The sequence below is a fragment of the Blastopirellula sp. SH421 genome (assembly GCF_057808535.1).
Map to the genome: position 1 here is coordinate 360,487 of NZ_CM173712.1, position 16,919 is coordinate 377,405.

The following is a 16,919-nucleotide window of genomic DNA, read 5'->3' on the forward strand; positions in this document are numbered from 1 at the left end:
TTATACTAAAACGAAAACAGCCCGGCACAAACCCTCCAGTCTGCCCCTCATCTAGCTCTCGATATCACCCATGAAACGCACTGCTCTCGCTTTTGCGATCCTCTGCTTGTTCGCTTCCTCCGCCGTAGCGGCTCCCAAACCGATCAAGGCTCTTTTGGTCACCGGCGGTTGCTGTCATGACTACGACAGTCAGAAGAATCTGATCAAGCACGGTCTCGAAGAGCGCGCGTTAATCGAGGTCACCGTCGTGCATGAAGGGGGCTCGACCACCGATACCAAGATCCCGCTCTATCAAAATCCAGATTGGGCCAAAGGCTACGACATCATTCTGCACGACGAGTGCTTTGCCGGTGTGACCGATCCGGCATGGACAGCCCGGGTGCTGAAGCCGCATCAAGAGGGTGTGCCAGGCGTGGTGATTCACTGCGCGATGCACTGCTATCGCGACAAGACCGATCAGTGGTTCAAGTTTTGCGGCGTCACTTCGCACGGACATGGGGCGCATTATCCGCACGAGGTTTTGAACGTAGACGCCGAGCATCCGATCATGGACGGTTTTGGCGCCGCCTGGGCCAATCCACAAGGCGAGCTCTATCACATCGCCAAGCTATGGCCCGACGCGCATTCGCTGGGCGTCGCCAAAAATCAAGAGAACGGCCAAGCCGAAACCTGCGTGTGGGTCAATCAATACGGCGATACGCGTGTCTTTGGCACCACGCTAGGGCATCACAACGAAACGGTCAGCGCCGACAAGTTTTTGGATCTGTTGACCCGCGGTACGCTTTGGGCCTGTGACAAATTGAACGCAGACTACTTGAAGCCGAAAGAATCTAAATTGGTTCCGGTCAACCTGGCCAAAGGAAAGCCGGTCACCGCTTCCAGTGAAGAAACTGGCAAAAACAACTTCAAGCAACTCGCCGTCGACGGAGACCCGGCGACTCGCTGGTGTGCGGGCAACGGCGGCGCGCCGCAGTGGTTGATTGTCGATCTCGCAGAACCACAAACCATCCACGGTTGCAAAATTGATTGGGAGTCCGACCAGACGATCTATAGATACACGGTCGACGTTTCGCCCGATCAAGAGAACTGGAAGACAATCGTCGATCGATCCCAGAACGAAGGTGATCGCAACCACAAATTTGATTTGTCGGCCTCCGACGTGCGCTACGTGCGCGTCCAATATCTCGGCAGCAACACCGGCGGCTGGGGAAGTATTCGCGAGCTGTCGGTGATTGGCGATCAAATGGTTAAAGTTGATCCGGTCGCAGACGCCCAGCGCGCCGATGCTGAGTTATTGGCAAAAGTGAAGGTGCCCGAAGAGTTTGACGTCACACTGTTCGCCGCTCCGCCGGCAGTCACTTATCCGGTCTATGTCGCTGCTGCTCCAGATGGCGTCGTCTACGTTTCGGTTGATAAAAACGGCTCACTGGATCGCAAGCTGAACCGTGGCGCCATCTATCGTCTTCGTGATATCGATGGCGATGGCCGCGCAGACGAATCGAAGCTCTTTGTGTCCGATGTCGACTCGCCACGCGGACTGGTATGGGATCGTGATCGTTTGTACGTGATGCATCCCCCGCACTTGAGCGCTTTTATTGATCATGACGGCGACGGCGTTTCGGACGAGCAAAAAGTGCTGGTCAAAAACATCGCGTTTGATTTCAAAGATCGCCCGGCCGATCATACGTCAAACGGCGTAACCTTAGGGGTCGATGGTTGGCTTTATCTAGCGATCGGCGACTTTGGTTTTATGGAAGCCGAAGGCGCCGATGGAACCAAGCTGCAGTTTCGCTACGGTGGCGTGATTCGCGTCCGACCCGACGGCAGCGGCTTGCAGGTTTACGCGCGCGGCACGCGTAACATTTTGGAAGTGGCGCTTGATCCGCAGCTGAGCGGCTTTACCCGCGACAACACCAACGATGGCGGCGGTTGGGATATTCGCCTGCATCACTTCAGCGGGCTCGAGACCCACGGTTATCCGCGACTGTACATGAACTTTGGCGACGAGATCGTCCAGCCGTTGGCCGATTACGGCGGCGGCTCTGGCTGCGGCGTGTTGTACCTTAGCGAACCAGGTTTCCCCGGCGAATATGGAGACGCGATCTACACGGCTGATTGGGGACGCAGCATGATCTATCGTCATCTGCCGAAACCAAGCGGCGCCACGTTTACCGCGGATCAAGAAGAATTTATCAAGCTGCCGCGCGTCACCGATCTTGATGTTGACGCTCAAGGCAACATCTACGCGACCAGTTGGGATGGCGCGACGTTTACCTACAACGGTGAGCATGTCGGTTCGCTGATCCGCGTCACTCCGAAGGGTTATCAACCGCAACCGGTTCCTGACTTTCCGACGGCGACCTCCGCAGAACTGGTGAAATTGCTCGCCGATTCGCAAAGCCATCGCATTCGCTTGGCGGCGCAGCGAGAACTGCTCGCGCGCAACGTCGATGACGCGTCAGTCGCCGCATTGACGCAGTTGGTCGAAAACAAATCGGCGCCGCTCGATAACCGCGTCGCGGCGATCTTTGCGCTCAAGCAATGGCTCGGCGAAAAGAGCCATGCGATCTTGGCCAGCGCGGCCGCCGACGCCAGCATCCAGGCCTTCGCTGTTCGCGCCTTGGCCGATCGTTGGGACCAACAGTCCGAAATTCCTGCGGATCTGTTGCTGACCAGCCTAAAGTCGAGCGATGCTCGGACTCAGCTTGAAGCGATCGTCGCGTTGACTCGATTAGGCGACGTCAAAAATGCAGCGGCGATCACCGCTTCCTTGGGCTCCAGCGATCCGATTATCGCTCATACCGCGGTGCAATCGCTGATTCAGCTAAAAGCTGCTGACGCCGCGCTCGCGGTTCTCGACAATACCGCTGCTTCGCCTGCCGAACGCACCGGAGCCCTGCGAGTGGTGCAATCGCTGCACAACGCGCAGGTGGTCACCGCACTCATCCAGCGTTTAAAGCAGGAGCAGAACGTCGAGCGTCACCGTGATCTGATGATCGCTTTGTGCCGACTTTATAATCACGAAGGGACCTGGGCAGGGCAAAGTTGGGGAACGCGTCCAGATACGCGGGGACCGTACTACCAGCCAGAGCCTTGGACCGAATCGCCCCGCATCGGCGCCGCGCTCAAGAGCCAGTTAGAGACCCTCTCGCCGACCGAGGCCGAGTTTCTGCTGAAGCAGCTCGCTCGCCATCGCGTCGATCTCGACGGTAGTTTGCAGTTGGTGTTGGCTCGCGCCGCCGAAGACGCTAGTTTTGTCCCAGCCGCCGTGACCAAGGTCGCAGCCAGCGATTCGCTGCCCAGCGAAGCGATTCCGCTGCTCGAAAAAGTCGTTGCCGATAAAAATGCGGCGGCGTCGGTCAAGTCGGACGCAGTCATCGCGTTGTTACGTTCTCAAGACAAAGCCGTGTTGGCGTTGGCGCATGCCGGCTTGAACTCGCTGCATGCGGACGGCAAATCGAAAGCCGAATACTCGTCCGCCTTTGACGCGTTCAAAGATGCAGCCCGCTTGGGCGGGTGCGTGCATCAGCTAGTGGATCTGGCCGACTCGGGCGATAGACCTGCGGCCGCGTGGGCCGATGCTGGTCTGGTTTTGCTGTCGCAGCAGAAAAAACTGTCGCCCGAAGTACAGGCAATTGTCACCCAGTCGATCGACTCTGGCTGGAGTGATCGCCCGCGGCTGCGACTTGAAGCAGTCTATCTGGCGAATGATCGTCAGGCCGAAGAAAAGATCCTGGGGCTGCTCGCTTCTCAAGATCCGCAGGTCAGCGCCGCCGCCCAGCGAATCGCCAATGCCTGGCAAATCAAAACCGAAACGCCAAGCGGACCAAAATTGAAGACGATGCAGCCCGCAGAAATCCTCGCCTACGTGCTGAAGCACAAAGGAGATCGGAAGCGGGGCGAGCAACTCTTCGCCAAGCTCACCTGCAATCGTTGCCATACAGTGGACGCCAACGAAAAGCCGATCGGCCCCTATTTGCCGCAGGTCGCCAAGACTTACAAACGTGAGCAATTGGCCGAGTCGGTGCTGCTGCCCAGCAAGACGTTCGCCCAAGGCTTTGTCACCAACATCTTTTTGTTGGAAGATGGACGCGTCATGACGGCGTTTATCACCAGCGAAGCGGCCGACGAAATTATTATTCGTGACGAGCAAGGCAACGAGCACAAGCTCGACCCTGATTCGATTGACGCCCGCAAGAAGAGCGAGGTCTCGGTAATGCCCAAAGGGTTGACCGACGAGATCACGCTCGACGAGTTCACGTCTCTGATCGACTATCTGCAATCGCTGGCGGCCAAAGCGCCGGATGTTAAGTAGCTGGGGCCTAGTCCTGTTCACTGCGTGGTCAGCGGTTTAAGCTGGCGGTTTTCGCTTCCTTTGTTTGCGAGAACCGCCTGATGACTGACCCTGCGCCTTCCTTAAATACGCTGATTGATCAGCTGACGACCGACGACCAAACCTCGGTCGCCGCAATCAAAGCGATGATTTCGCAGTTTGTCGCCGAGCGAGATTGGCGGCAGTTTCATGCGCCCAAAAACATCAGCATGGCGCTCGCCGTCGAAGCAGCCGAGCTGATGGAGCACTTCCAATGGCTGACGGTCGAGGCCTCTCGCGCGGTTGAGTCCGACCCCGCCAAAATGACCGCCATCGGCGAAGAATTGGCCGATATCTTGTGCTACGGGCTGGCGTTGGCCAACGAGCTAAACATCGATGTCGCCGCCGCGATGAGCGATAAAATGCGGAAAAACATCCGCAAATACCCCAAAGACGAGTATCAAGGGCGGTATGGCAAAGAGGATCCTGGTCAACGCGCCCCAACGTAAGCGACTTGCCGCCCAGCCAGGGAGTTGCTCGATGTTTTGAGGCCGATTAGGCTAAAAGATTCGACGCCATTTCCTACCCCCCACCCGCTGCGGCGTCGTCGATCTCCCCAGGCCGTTCTCGATTCATACATTACCAAGGTCGATCGTCGTGAAGTTATTTGCCCCGATTGTCGCGCTGGCGTTCTCCGCGCTGACGCTCGTCTCGTTCGTCCATGCCGAAAACGACGTCCCTGAACCCGAGACGCCGCAAGTAGCGCCAGCTTCGGACGAAGGGAAGAACGCGATGTCGGGCTTCCAAATTCCTGAAGGCTTCCAGGTCGAGCTGTTCGCCGCCGAACCGCAGCTTGCCAATCCGGTCGCGTTTTGCTTTGATCCGACGGGCCGTGTCTTCGTCGCCGAGACCTTCCGCCAAGGCAAAGGGGTCGAAGACAATCGCGGACACAACTATTGGCTGAATGACGATCTAGCGGCGCAGTCGGTCGAAGATCGTCGCGCCTACATTCTCAAACACCATCCCGAAGCGAAGGTCGATTACACCAAGTACGATGATCGTATTCGGCTGCTCGAAGATCGCGATGGCGACCACAAGGCCGATCACGATTCGGTCTTCGCCGATCACTTCAACGATATCGTCGAAGGTACCGGCGCCGGCGTCCTCTGGCTCAATGGCGATCTCTTCTACACCAACATTCCCAATCTGTGGAAGCTGCGCGACACCGATAACGATGGCATTGCCGACGTGCGTAAATCAATGTTCACCGGCTTCGGCGTGCGTTTCGCGTTTCGTGGTCACGACATGCACGGTCTGGTGATCGGCAACGATGGCAAGATCTACTTCAGCATCGGCGATCGCGGCTACAACGTGCAAACCAATGCCGGCGTGCTCAAAGATCCTGGTAGCGGCGCCGTATTTCGCTGTAACCCTGATGGAACCGAGCTCGAAGTCTTTTATACCGGCCTGCGCAATCCGCAAGAGCTGGCCTTTGACGACTATGGCAACTTGTTTACCGGCGACAACAACTCTGACAGCGGCGATCAGGCGCGTTGGATTTATCTGGTCGAAGGGGGCAACAGCGGCTGGAACATGGCCTACCAATATCTCAGTGATCGCGGACCCTGGAATCGTGAAAAACTGTGGCATCCCTTTCACGAAGGTCAGGCCGCCTATTTGAACCCGCCGATTCGCAACTTTGCCGATGGTCCCAGCGGTTTGGCCTATTATCCCGGCGTTGGGCTGGGTGAAAAATATCGCGGCACGTTCTTCCTCTGCGATTTCCGCGGCGGTCCGGCTAATAGCGGCGTTCGCTCGTTTAAGCTAAAGCCCAATGGCGCGACCTATGAGATGATCGATGATCAACAACCGCTATGGCGGATCCTGGCGACCGACGTTGATTTTGGTCCGGATGGCGCGATCTATGTCAGCGACTGGGTCGATGGTTGGAACGGGCTGAACAAAGGGCGACTCTATCGCTTCTTTGATCCCCAAGAAATCGATCAGCCGATCGTCAAAGAGATGCAAAAGTTGTTGGCCGAGGGATTTGCCGAGAAGTCGCTGGAAGAACTCGCCAAACTGCTGGCCCATCCCGATCGTCGCGTTCGCCAAGGCGCCCAGTTCGAGCTGGCCAACCGTGACGCGCTTGATATCTTCAATCAAGTCGCGACCAGCAGCGACAACCAACTTGCTCGCCTGCACGCGATCTGGGGCATCGGCCAAATCGCCGACAAACTGCGCGACGTGCGCGAGCGGGCTGAGCCTGCCAAAGTGCTTAGCGAAACGCTGATCAAAGACGCCGATCCCGAAGTCCGCGCTCAAGCAGCCAAGGTGCTGGGCGATCTCGAACAGCCAGAGTCGCTGGTCGCACTGCTTAACGACGAGAACCCGCGTGTCAAATTTTTCGCGTTGCTCGGCGTTTCCAAAGGAAATCATTTTGGCGACACGCGACCCATGTTTGCACGAATCGTCGAGATTCTGGCCGAAAATAACGATCAAGATCCGGTCTTGCGACATGGGGCCGTGATGGCCTTAGCCGCAACCCGCAATGTGCAGCAGATCGGTGATCTTGCCAAGCATCCCTCGGTCGCTGTGCGTCGCGCTGCGGTCGTGGCGTTGCGCCGGTTGCAAAGCCCTACGATTGTTCGATTTGTAGGAGATGGCAACGAGTCAGTCGTACTGGAAGCGGCTCGCGCGATTCATGACTTGCCGATCGAAACTGCACTGCCGCAATTGGCCGCCGCGATTAATCGAGGCTTTCAAGATGACGCGTTGCTGCGTCGTGTGCTGAACGCGAACTTCCGCATCGGCGACGCCGAGACAGCCGCGGCGCTGGCCAACTACGCCGCCCAATCCAACTCTCCCGAGGCAATGCGACTCGAGGCGCTGGCTATGTTGCAAGACTGGGCCGAACCGTCGCCGCTAGATCGCGTCCTCAACTTTCATCGCCCGTTAGAAAAGCGAGACGCCAAAGTCGCAAAAATCGCGCTAGTAACGCAGTTGCCAGGTTTGTTGGCTGGTCCCGAGAAAGTCCGCAACGCCGCCGCACAACTCGCGGCCAAGTTGGGTATCCAAGAAGTTGCCCCCGTCTTGATCACGCTAATGAACGATCAAGAACAGTCGCCGCAAACGCGGGCCGATGCGTTAACTGCCGTCGTCGCCCTCGATTCGGAAAACAAGAAAGTTGTCACTGATGCACTTTCGTCCGACGTTCCCGAAGTTCGCGCCGCTGCCCGGTCGCTGCTAATGAAGGTCGATCCGAGCGCAGCGATCGCTCAGCTATCGCAAGGCGCCAAAGCCGATACGATGGTCGAACGCCAACAGGCTCTCGCTGCATTGGCCGAGACCAAATTGGAGGGCTCAACCGACGCGATTGCCGCTCAAGTCACCGCACTGTTGGCAGGTGAAGTCCCCCAGGACTCGCAACTGGATGTGTTGCAAGCGGCTGAAGCGAACCGAGACGACAAAGCGGTAGGTGAACTGCTGGCCAAGTACGAAGCGACGCTCGATCCGGCCGACCCGCTGTCGGTCTATCGCACCGCTCTGGCCGGCGGTGATCTAGAAAAAGGACGCAAGATCTTCTTTGAGAAGACCGAGGTCTCCTGCGTCCGCTGTCACCGTGCTCAAGGAATCGGCGGCCGCGTCGGTCCCGAGCTAGACAAGATCGGCAGCGAAAAGGACTCAGAGTATCTGTTGGAAGCGATCGTCCGCCCCAACGCCAAAATCGCGAAAGGCTTTGAGTCAGTCATGGTCCTGACTGTCGACGGACAAACCCTCTCCGGCGTACTTAAGGAAGAAACCGACGATACGCTCAGCCTGGTCAGCGCCGAAGGCAATCTGCTGACGATCCCGCAAGACGACATCGACGTCCGCAAAGCGGCTAACTCTCCGATGCCCGAAGATATCTACAAACAACTTTCACGCCAGGAAGTCCGTGATCTCGTCGCATTTTTGTCGAGCCTCAAGAGTGGAGCCAGCGAAGCCGGGCACGAATAATTTGGTGACCGGCAAAATCTGTGTGCCATTGCTGGACAAGCCAGACAGCGGCACACGAAAAACCTGCTTCTCTAGTTCCACATAGCGGACTCAGCATTTGGCCAGGAAGTGTGGAAGGGCGCGTTGGATTGGTGTAGTCTGGATAGAGCAACCTTCCTCTCTTTCCGCCGATCGAAAGCCTGCCGTTATGCCGCCTCGTCTGCTGTTGGCCTGTCTGGCCGTTGTTTCGTGCTGTGCCGCTTCTCTGATGGCGGCGGATCGTCCGAATGTGGTGCTGGTAATGGCCGACGATCAAGGCTGGGGGGATGTTGGCTATAACCACGCAGCGCCAATCCAAACACCAAACCTGGACAAAGCGGCCGCCGAAGGAATTCGCTTCGATCGGTTTTACGCCGCGGCGCCGGTTTGTTCGCCGACGCGTTGTAGTGTGTTAACCGGTCGTAATCCGAATCGTTCAGCCGTGTATGCTTGGGGCTGGCCGATTCGCCCGCAAGAGATCACCTTGGCCGAGCAGTTGCAAGCTGCCGGTTATGCAACGGCCCACTTTGGCAAATGGCATCTGGGTTCGGTCCGCAATGATAGTCCGGTCAATCCTGGCAAGTGTGGGTTCGACCATTGGATCAGCGCGCCCAACTTTTACGATAACGATCCGATCTTATGCGACAACGGGCGTGCGGTGCAGTATCACGGTGAAAGCTCGGATGTGACCGCTGACCTGGCGATTGATTGGATCAAGCGGACAGCAAAAGCAAAAGAGCCGTTTTTTGCCGTGGTCTGGTTTGGTTCGCCGCATGTCCCGCACGTTGCGGCGGACGCCGATCGCGAACTTTACAAAGATGAGCCAGCCAAGTTTCGCGATTACTATGGCGAAGTGACAGGAATCGATCGTGCTTACGGTAAGCTTCGCAGCACGCTGAATGAATTGGGCGTCGCGGACAATACTCTCCTGTGGTATTGCAGCGACAACGGGGCCGACAAAGCAAAAGGCTCGGCCGGTCCGTTCCGCGAGAAGAAAGGTTCGATCTACGAAGGGGGTTTGCTGGTGCCGGGCATTTTGAATTGGCCGACACGTTTTCCGACGTCGCAGGCCACGATGTTACGCGCAACCACCTGTGATATCTTTCCGACGGTACTGGCCGCAGCAGGCCTGTCGCCGAATGAAAAACGTCCGCTGGATGGGATGAATCTGTTGCCGCTGCTGACAGAGAAGACCCCGCTGCGCCCACAACCGATTGGGTTTTGGCAGACGACCAACGGCGGCGTCTCGACACCATCGGATGCCTGGATGACCGACCTGTTGAACAAGCAAAAGTCTGGCGGCGATTTGCCGGCAGACAAAGTGAGTATGCACGCGGCCGACTTGCCGCAACCGCCGGCTTCGATTGAATCCTTAGCCGGGCATGCGTCGCTGACCAATGGCGATTGGAAACTGCATCGTATCGAGAACAAACAGGGAGCGGTTCGCTTTGAGTTGTATGATCTGGCCGCCGATCCTTATGAAAAAGAGAACGTGTTGAAGCAGCACCCGGATGTCGTCAAGCAGCTGAAAGATTTGCAGCAAGCTTGGCAGCTATCAGTGGTTAACAGCTTGAACGGGGCTGACTATTCATCACCGATCGAGCCAACTGTCCAGCCGTAATTTGGCCCAGACTGCGGCCAGATGCTGCTTTTTGGCGAAGTGATCCTTGATGCGCCTACAATTGGTTTAGTGGGCGAACTGATTGCGACGCGGCGACCAGCCGCGTCGCCACCATTCAAGGAGAAGTTCGATGAGCGACGTGCAAATGAATCAAGAGTGGCGCCATGTTTGTGAGCGGATTGAAGCAGCCGCTGATCGGCACATCGCCTCTTATCCCGATATGGAAGACGCAGTTCGGCGGCAGACAGCACACTTTTGCAGCCAAGCTGCGCCGGCCGAAACCGAAGAATTGCTTGACCGAATTTTGGCCGCGAATGATCTGACCGCTTCCTGGGTCCGAGACGAAAAGTCGGCCGATGTGCCGAAGGATCGGGTCGAAGAGTCAGGCGTCGAGTCGTTCCCGGCCAGCGATCCGCCCAATTGGTCACCGACCAGTATTTAGAAGAACCCTTGAAATTTCTCGTCGATCGATTCGTTGGATGGCAAGCACCAAAAGTTGGAATCACGGCGAAGAGATCGAGGATGCGGGGCGTGCGAAGGTGATCGTACGTTTTTCAGCGCCTTTGGCCTCTAGGATACGCTCCAAGGGACTTTGTGCTTGCCAGCGAGAGAGAGCTTGGAAGATGCTGAGGGCGCTTTCGATCTCTTCGGTGGTCAACGAAGCGGTCACCGTGGCGCGGATTCTAGGCTTGTCCATCGGCACGGCCGGGTAGAAGACCGGCACGACGAACAGACCGTGATCGCGACAGAAACCGACCGCTTCCAGCGTTTCTTTCTCGGACGAGAAGATGATGGGAACGACCGCTGATTCGGTGGGCGGGACTTCAAAACCAAGTTCACGGAGCCCGGTTACAAATTGATCTCGCAGCTTGCGCAAATGGTCGGCCAGGTGCGGCTCGCGGCGGATGATCTCGAAGCATTTGCGCGCGGCGCCAACTTGGGCTGCCGGCAGCGAAGCCGAGAAGATGAACCCGCGAGCATTGTATTTGAGATAGTCAACAATCTCTTGCCGAGCGGCGATGAAGCCGCCGCAACTGGCGATGGATTTGGAGAGCGTCCCCATCTTGATATCGATTGCGTCACTGGGAAGGTCAAAATGCTCTTGAATCCCGCGTCCCGTTTTGCCGATCACGCCCAAGCTGTGCGCTTCGTCGACCATCAACATCGCGCCGTATTTGCGACAAAGCTGGATGATCGCAGGGAGCGGAGCGATGTCGCCTTCCATCGAATAGACGGCGTCAACAATCACTAGAATGCGTCGACCTGTATGCTCTTGAAGCAGCGTTTCTAGCTGTTCCAGGTTGTTGTGGGAGAACATCAGAAAGGTCGCCGCCGAAAATTGGCAGCCGTCGACGATGCTCGCATGGTTGAGCTCGTCGCCGATGACGACATCTCCTTTGCCGACCAAAGCGGCGACCGTCGCCAGATTGGTCATAAAGCCGCTGCTGTAGACGATCGCGTCTTCCGCATGAAAGAACTCGGCGATCTCGCGTTCTAATTGTCGATGCGCATCAAAGGTGCCGGCCAGCAAGCGAACGCCATGGGCGCCGGTTCCGTAGTCGGCGATCGCAGCGGCAGCGGCCTCATTAACCTCCGATCGATTGATCAGCCCCAAATAACTATAAGAGGACAGCATCAGCATTTTGCGATCGCCCACCCAGACGTAGCTGCCGTGTTGACGCTGGATCTCGGTGCCGAAATAGTCGTGACCGGCGGCTCGAAATTGATGAAAGCGCTGCAGCCCTTCTTTGTAGAAGCCCAGGTAGTCGTCTTGCGTGAGCGGTGCGCGGCCGTTTGCCAGCGACTGGTTCGGTGCTCTACGACGAAGGTATTGGCTCAACTCATCGATGGTATGCTGTTGGTAGAGCGTGTCGGCTTCGACGCTGACTCCCAGCTCTTTCTCCAGGCGAGCGCCAATGTCGGCAGCGGCCAGCGAATCGACGCCGAGTGAAGTAAAAGTGGTGTGCCCATCCAGCGGCGGTAGTTGTTGCTCTTCGTCGTGCGCCCATTGCTGCAAGATGTCGCAAATCAACGCGGTCAGTTCCTCGGACCCAGAGAGAGATGTGTCGACCGTTTCCGGCGTACGGACTGCCGATTCAAAAAGGATCTCCAGATCGCCGTTTTCAAACCGCTGTTTCGCAAGTTGCCGCTGCACTTTGCCGCTAGAAGTGGTCGGAAAGGCGGTCGGGCGAACGAAGATCAGATCGGTCAGCGCGACTTCAAATCGATTCAAAATGTCAGAGCGGAGCGCGTCGATCTTGTCATGCAGCTCGACCAGTTCGCCGTTGTCATCGCCGCTTTGCGACCAGCGAACCATCTCGCGGCTACCGGCGGCGATCACCAGCAGTTTCTCTTCGCCCCGATACTCGACCGAGAAAGCGGCGCAGCAGTTCGGTTCGATCACGTCAAAGTGTTGCTCGACCAGCTCTTCGATGTCTTGCGGATAGATGTTTCGTCCACGGATGATGATCAGGTCTTTCAGCCTGCCTGTCACGAAAAGTTCGCCGTCGCGGAGAAACCCAAAGTCGCCGGTGCGAAGCCAGTTGCGATCGTCGCCGGGCAGCTTGGCATGAAACGCTTCAGCGGTCGCCGCTTCGCGCTGCCAATAACCTTGCGTGACGCTGGCCCCGTACAACCAGATTTCGCCGACGGAGCCGGCTGCACTTTCGACGAACGTCTCGGGATCGACAATGCGAACTTCCAGATCGGGGCCAATCTGACCGCAGCTGACCAGCGAGCGGCCTGTGGGGGTTTCGATGACTTGATGCTGTTCGAGTTGAGCAGCATCGACCGTGACAACATTGGTTGGCAGCAGCGGCGGTCCGCCCGAGACAAGCAGCGTTGTTTCGGCCATGCCGTAGCACGGGAAGCAGGCTTCAGGGCGAAATCCACAAGCAGCGAAAGCGTGGCTGAACCGCTCCAGCGTCTCGGCACGCACCGGCTCGGAACCGTTAAATGCGACCTTCCAATGCGAGAGATCGAGTTGCTTAATTTGCTCGGCGGTGATCTTTTTCGCACACAGGTCGTAGGCGAAATTCGGAGCGCCAGAAACGGCGCCTTGGTACGCCATCATGGTCTTGAGCCACTGGATCGGATCGCGCAGGAACATGCTGGGCGCCATCAAGACCGAGGGAGCTCCTACAAACAGCGGCGCCAAGATACCGCCGATCAGGCCCATGTCATGAAACATCGGCAACCACGAGACGCCGACCATTTGTTGGGTGAACTGAAAGTTCTTTTGGATCAACTGCTCGTTCGCGATGATGTTGCCATGCGAGACCATGACGCCTTTGGGGACCGCCGTCGAACCAGAGGTATATTGCAAAAACGCCAGCTCATCAGCACGCACGGTCGGCAGCGATCCGCCGCAAGCAGCGCTCAACCGATCAGTGCCCACGACCGACGATCCTGGTACAGCGCGGGCGATAGCAGCTTCGACGGTCGATTGCGTCTCGGAGGTGCACATCAGCAGTCGCGGATGGCAGTCCTCGGCGATCATCAAGATCCGCTCGGCGTTGCGGTTCTTTTTGGGCGCATAAGCAGGAACAGCTACTATCCCGGCGTACAAACAACCGAGAAATGCTTCAATAAAATCAAGACCGGCGGGATACATCATCAACGCCCGATCGCCAGGCTCGGCGACCTGCAGCAAGCCGTGGGCGATTTCCTGCGCGCGAGCGTCGAGATCCCGGTAGCTGATCGAGAGCCGCTCGTTCGCGGATTTAAGAAAGGTAAACGCGGTTTTGTCGCCGAGCGTTTCCCGATGGCGGCGCAATGTATCTAGGAGGGTCTCGTCTGCTGTCATCGCTTACCCTCACTGGTATCAACGCTTGAACATTACTAGTACGTTCATGGGACTTCGGCCGAGCAAAAAGCGGACCAAATTTCCTAATGTGTCCACAATACCCAATGTAATTGTAAATGCAATCCTTGCGGACGTTGAGCTTGGTCTGAATCAGGTGTTGAGTTGAGTGGTGGGCGAATGTTGCGGTTCGCGAAGCAAGGTTCCAGTGACGAGCTATATAGTCCGAGAGGACGAGGACTAGCCACAGAGCCATTTTTGGACAATCGCAGCGTCAATCTCCTCCTGAATTAATAGGGGAAGTGCATCATCTCCGCGAATCAGAACAAGCGGTCCACAGTAGTGCGTTAGCTTTTGGCAAATCAAGACGGCAAGTTCCGGCGTCCCTTTATGAAAAGTGATCCGCACGACGTCTTCATCGGTAGGGACGATATCATCAAGGTCTTCACGCCTTGTCCAAATCGATGTTGACCAACCTGCGGCGTATCCACGTACGTCAACCACTTCAAAGTCGACAGAGTAGCCGCCGATGTGTTCATCGACGGCATAGCCATCCAGTCGACTCAGTTCGTCCCTTAAATCCTTTAGTCGTGGAGAACGACTCGAAGTTTGCAAGTTTTTCACTCCCGAACCGGTCTCTTGTATCCAAGCTGCGGAGTCGTCGTTCAACGTGAATACAAGGTATGAAACGCCCATCGAATCTTTTCTTTTCCCGCAACTTACTCAAAAACAAATTCCGATTTATCGGCCAACGCACTCGCAATATTTTGCCCTCATGTCGCTGGCTTCACCCCACGCGATGCCTGCTTCCAAGAAGTCTTCAATCATGCGATTCTCCCAGCCGTTTACTCCGCGCCCGCAAGCGTCCGTTCGCTTGCCGACTCCGCCCGAGCCTGCCATAGTACAGCTTTCAAACGAACTCAAGGAACGACTCTGTGATATCGACTTTTTTAAGCAGCTCGTGAAGTTCTATGCTTGCTTACTCCCCAATCACCTTGATCAAAATCCGCTTCCGTCGCTTCCCATCAAACTCGTAATAAAAAATATGTTCCCACGGCCCCAGGTGCAATTTTCCTTGGGTGATCGCGACCACTACTTCCCGTCCCATGATCTGCCGTTTGTGGTGAGCATCCGCGTTATCTTCGCCGGTGCGATTGTGCAGGTATCCACCCTTGCTTGGATCGCTGCCTGGATTGAACGGAACTAGTTCTTCCAACCAGCGATCGTAGTCAGCGTGGAGGCCTGACTCGTCGTCGTTGATAAAGACCGACGCGGTGATGTGCATCGCGTTCACCAGGACCAAGCCTTCTTGCACACCGCTGTCGCTGACAGTCTGTTCGACGTCACGGTGGATCGAGACTATCTTGCGCCGCTGCGGCACGTCGACCCACAGTTCTTTGGTCAGTGATTTCATGGGTGGTTCGTCCTGGAGTTATGGGGTTCGCAGGAGACGCCAGTTTAAACGACCTGCTGAGGTTGGTCATTCGTTACAGAGGTGCAGTTTGTGGCCAGTTTTGCGGGACGGGTCAGGGTTTGCGCTAAATGCGCATTGGTAGCGGTTGTCTTTTTGATCTTGATGACCACTAAATTGATAATTGGAGAGGATACTTTCGCCTTGAATGGGATATCGGCCGGTTCTTTAGGGGTAAATGGTGAGTGAAAAGTAGTGCAAAAAAACTAAATTCTCTTGCGATCTGACAATGGGTCGATAAATTAGAGATTCCGCCCCGTCATCTTCAGGGGTTAGAAGGTTTCCTCATCTATTCCATTTTTTGGTAAACGACCATGTCCAAAATCTCTCGTCGTGCACCGGTTGGGTTCACGCTGGTCGAATTATTGGTAGTGATTGCAATCATCGGCGTATTGATCGCGTTGTTGTTGCCGGCGGTGCAACAGGCCCGCGAAGCGGCGCGGCGGACGCAATGCTTGAACAATTTGAAGCAAGTCGGCTTGTCGCTACACAACTTTCATGACACCTACAACGAGTTCCCGCCGAGCCGGATTGAGTATGGGTACATGGGCTGGGCGGCATTCTTGCTGCCGTTCATGGAGCAGAACGCGTTGTACGATTCGCTGGATATGAAAGCGAAATACGCCGATCAAACGGCCGCCGCGCAGCAGGCGCCGATCTCGGGGTATGTCTGTCCCAGCCGACACGGCGTGGGAGATTTTGCGACGACGCTAGAAGCGATCAACGGAACGATCGCCAACGACAAAGGTCCTGTTTGGGACTATGCATCGTGCGACGGCGATTCGGGGGATGACTCGAAACTGCGGAATAAGAATTCGACGGGGATGTTGATCATCGCCGACGGAAATCACAACGCATACAAGACGATAACCCGCATGGCGTCAGTCACCGACGGCTTGACCAATACGATCGCAATTGGAGAGAAGCATATTCGTTTGCCTAATCTGTTGAGTGAAACGGCCGGCAGCGATGGACCAGTCCTCAGCGGTTGGGCTTACACCACGATGCGGGCCGCGGGCCCAGGCTATCCATTGGCCAAAGGTCCGAACGATACGGTCTCCGGAGTCGAAAAACTGGTCTTCGGCAGTTATCACCCAGGCGTCGTAAATTTTGTGCTGGGTGACGCCAGCGTGCGTTCAATTGCCGTTACGATCGACACGACCAATCTGGGTTACCTTGCCAACCGCAAAGATAGTCAGGTTATCAGCGTCGACTTCTAAGGGATCGTTTTCGACTGCGTTTAACTGAGGAGTGAAACGTCGATCATGCAATGGATTTCGAAGTTCAGTGGTTGCCTCTGTTTGCTGTCGGCAAGCGTAATTGCGGTCGGCTGTGCTCCCGAGGCGAAAACGCATCCAGTGCTTGGCAAGGTGATCTTGCCTGACGGTTCGCCTGCCAAGCGGGGGCTAATCGAGTTTCGCACAACGACCGCAGAGGGCGCCGTGGTGAACGCGCACGGCAAGATCGAACCAGACGGGTCGTTTCGCCTAACCACCTTTGAAGAACATGACGGAGCCGTACCAGGCGAACATCAGGCGATCGTCCTCAACCCGGCCACCACCGACGGCGGTCCGATAATGCGGGCCGAGTACCCTGATCGCTATCGTGATTACGGATCCTCCGAACTGAAGTTTACCGTTCAGCCGGGACCCAATGAGATTGTGGTGCAGTTGGAAAAGAAATAGCCCCGTAACCAGCA

Annotated in this window: 10 protein-coding genes; 7 read left to right on the forward strand and 3 right to left on the reverse strand. The window is 56.5% G+C overall.

Translation table 11 applies throughout. From position 1 onward, the window contains the following. Positions 1-70 precede the first annotated feature (70 nt). The 5 genes from SH421x_RS01490 (at position 71) to SH421x_RS01510 (ending at position 10,389) form a co-directional block, all read left to right on the forward strand. Positions 71-4,315, forward strand: coding sequence for a DUF7133 domain-containing protein (locus tag SH421x_RS01490; RefSeq protein WP_488853534.1), 4,245 nt, complete (start codon positions 71-73; stop codon positions 4,313-4,315). An 80-nt stretch (positions 4,316-4,395) separates the two neighbouring features. Beyond that, entirely contained in the window at positions 4,396-4,821 is a 426-nt protein-coding gene (locus SH421x_RS01495) for a nucleotide pyrophosphohydrolase (protein WP_488853536.1), read from the forward strand. Between the two features lie 148 nt (positions 4,822-4,969). Further along, positions 4,970-8,308 (forward strand): PVC-type heme-binding CxxCH protein, encoded by a 3,339-nt coding sequence (locus SH421x_RS01500; protein ID WP_488853537.1) that lies wholly within the window; start codon positions 4,970-4,972, stop codon positions 8,306-8,308. A gap of 187 nt (positions 8,309-8,495) precedes the next feature. Beyond that, the gene (locus SH421x_RS01505; protein WP_488853538.1) at positions 8,496-9,947 is read left to right on the forward strand and encodes a sulfatase family protein; all 1,452 of its coding nucleotides are present in this window, start codon (positions 8,496-8,498) and stop codon (positions 9,945-9,947) included. Positions 9,948-10,077: 130 nt separating this feature from the next. Then, positions 10,078-10,389: a hypothetical protein gene (locus SH421x_RS01510; RefSeq protein WP_488853539.1), complete on the forward strand. Its 312-nt coding sequence runs from the start codon at positions 10,078-10,080 to the stop codon at positions 10,387-10,389. 60 nt (positions 10,390-10,449) lie between these two features. Here the strand turns inward: SH421x_RS01510 and SH421x_RS01515 are convergent, their stop codons facing one another. From SH421x_RS01515 to SH421x_RS01525, 3 genes are all read right to left on the reverse strand, one after another. Continuing rightward, positions 10,450-13,752, reverse strand: a complete 3,303-nt coding sequence (locus tag SH421x_RS01515; protein WP_488853540.1) for an aminotransferase class I/II-fold pyridoxal phosphate-dependent enzyme — start codon at positions 13,750-13,752, stop codon at positions 10,450-10,452. Positions 13,753-13,989: 237 nt separating this feature from the next. Then, positions 13,990-14,445, reverse strand: a complete 456-nt coding sequence (locus SH421x_RS01520) for a hypothetical protein (RefSeq protein WP_488853541.1) — start codon at positions 14,443-14,445, stop codon at positions 13,990-13,992. 283 nt (positions 14,446-14,728) lie between these two features. Continuing rightward, positions 14,729-15,163, reverse strand: a complete 435-nt coding sequence (locus SH421x_RS01525; RefSeq protein WP_488853542.1) for a secondary thiamine-phosphate synthase enzyme YjbQ — start codon at positions 15,161-15,163, stop codon at positions 14,729-14,731. A gap of 371 nt (positions 15,164-15,534) precedes the next feature. On the opposite strand from SH421x_RS01525, the gene SH421x_RS01530 reads away from it, so the two are divergent. Next, complete coding sequence (locus tag SH421x_RS01530; RefSeq protein WP_488853543.1) at positions 15,535-16,440, forward strand: DUF1559 family PulG-like putative transporter; 906 nt, start codon at positions 15,535-15,537, stop codon at positions 16,438-16,440. Between the two features lie 45 nt (positions 16,441-16,485). Beyond that, positions 16,486-16,905 (forward strand): hypothetical protein, encoded by a 420-nt coding sequence (locus SH421x_RS01535; RefSeq protein ID WP_488853544.1) that lies wholly within the window; start codon positions 16,486-16,488, stop codon positions 16,903-16,905. The last annotated feature ends 14 nt before the right edge of the window (positions 16,906-16,919 follow it).

What these genes read in the sequence shown, in the direction of transcription:
- SH421x_RS01490 (WP_488853534.1), top strand. Translation starts at nt 71, where the DNA reads ATGAAACGCACTGCTCTCGCTTTTGCGATCCTCTGCTTGTTCGCTTCC.
- SH421x_RS01495 (WP_488853536.1), top strand. Translation starts at nt 4,396, where the DNA reads ATGACTGACCCTGCGCCTTCCTTAAATACGCTGATTGATCAGCTGACG.
- SH421x_RS01505 (WP_488853538.1), top strand. Translation starts at nt 8,496, where the DNA reads ATGCCGCCTCGTCTGCTGTTGGCCTGTCTGGCCGTTGTTTCGTGCTGT.
- SH421x_RS01510 (WP_488853539.1), top strand. Translation starts at nt 10,078, where the DNA reads ATGAGCGACGTGCAAATGAATCAAGAGTGGCGCCATGTTTGTGAGCGG.
- SH421x_RS01515 (WP_488853540.1), bottom strand. Translation starts at nt 13,752, where the DNA reads ATGACAGCAGACGAGACCCTCCTAGATACATTGCGCCGCCATCGGGAA.
- SH421x_RS01520 (WP_488853541.1), bottom strand. Translation starts at nt 14,445, where the DNA reads ATGGGCGTTTCATACCTTGTATTCACGTTGAACGACGACTCCGCAGCT.
- SH421x_RS01525 (WP_488853542.1), bottom strand. Translation starts at nt 15,163, where the DNA reads ATGAAATCACTGACCAAAGAACTGTGGGTCGACGTGCCGCAGCGGCGC.
- SH421x_RS01530 (WP_488853543.1), top strand. Translation starts at nt 15,535, where the DNA reads ATGTCCAAAATCTCTCGTCGTGCACCGGTTGGGTTCACGCTGGTCGAA.
- SH421x_RS01535 (WP_488853544.1), top strand. Translation starts at nt 16,486, where the DNA reads ATGCAATGGATTTCGAAGTTCAGTGGTTGCCTCTGTTTGCTGTCGGCA.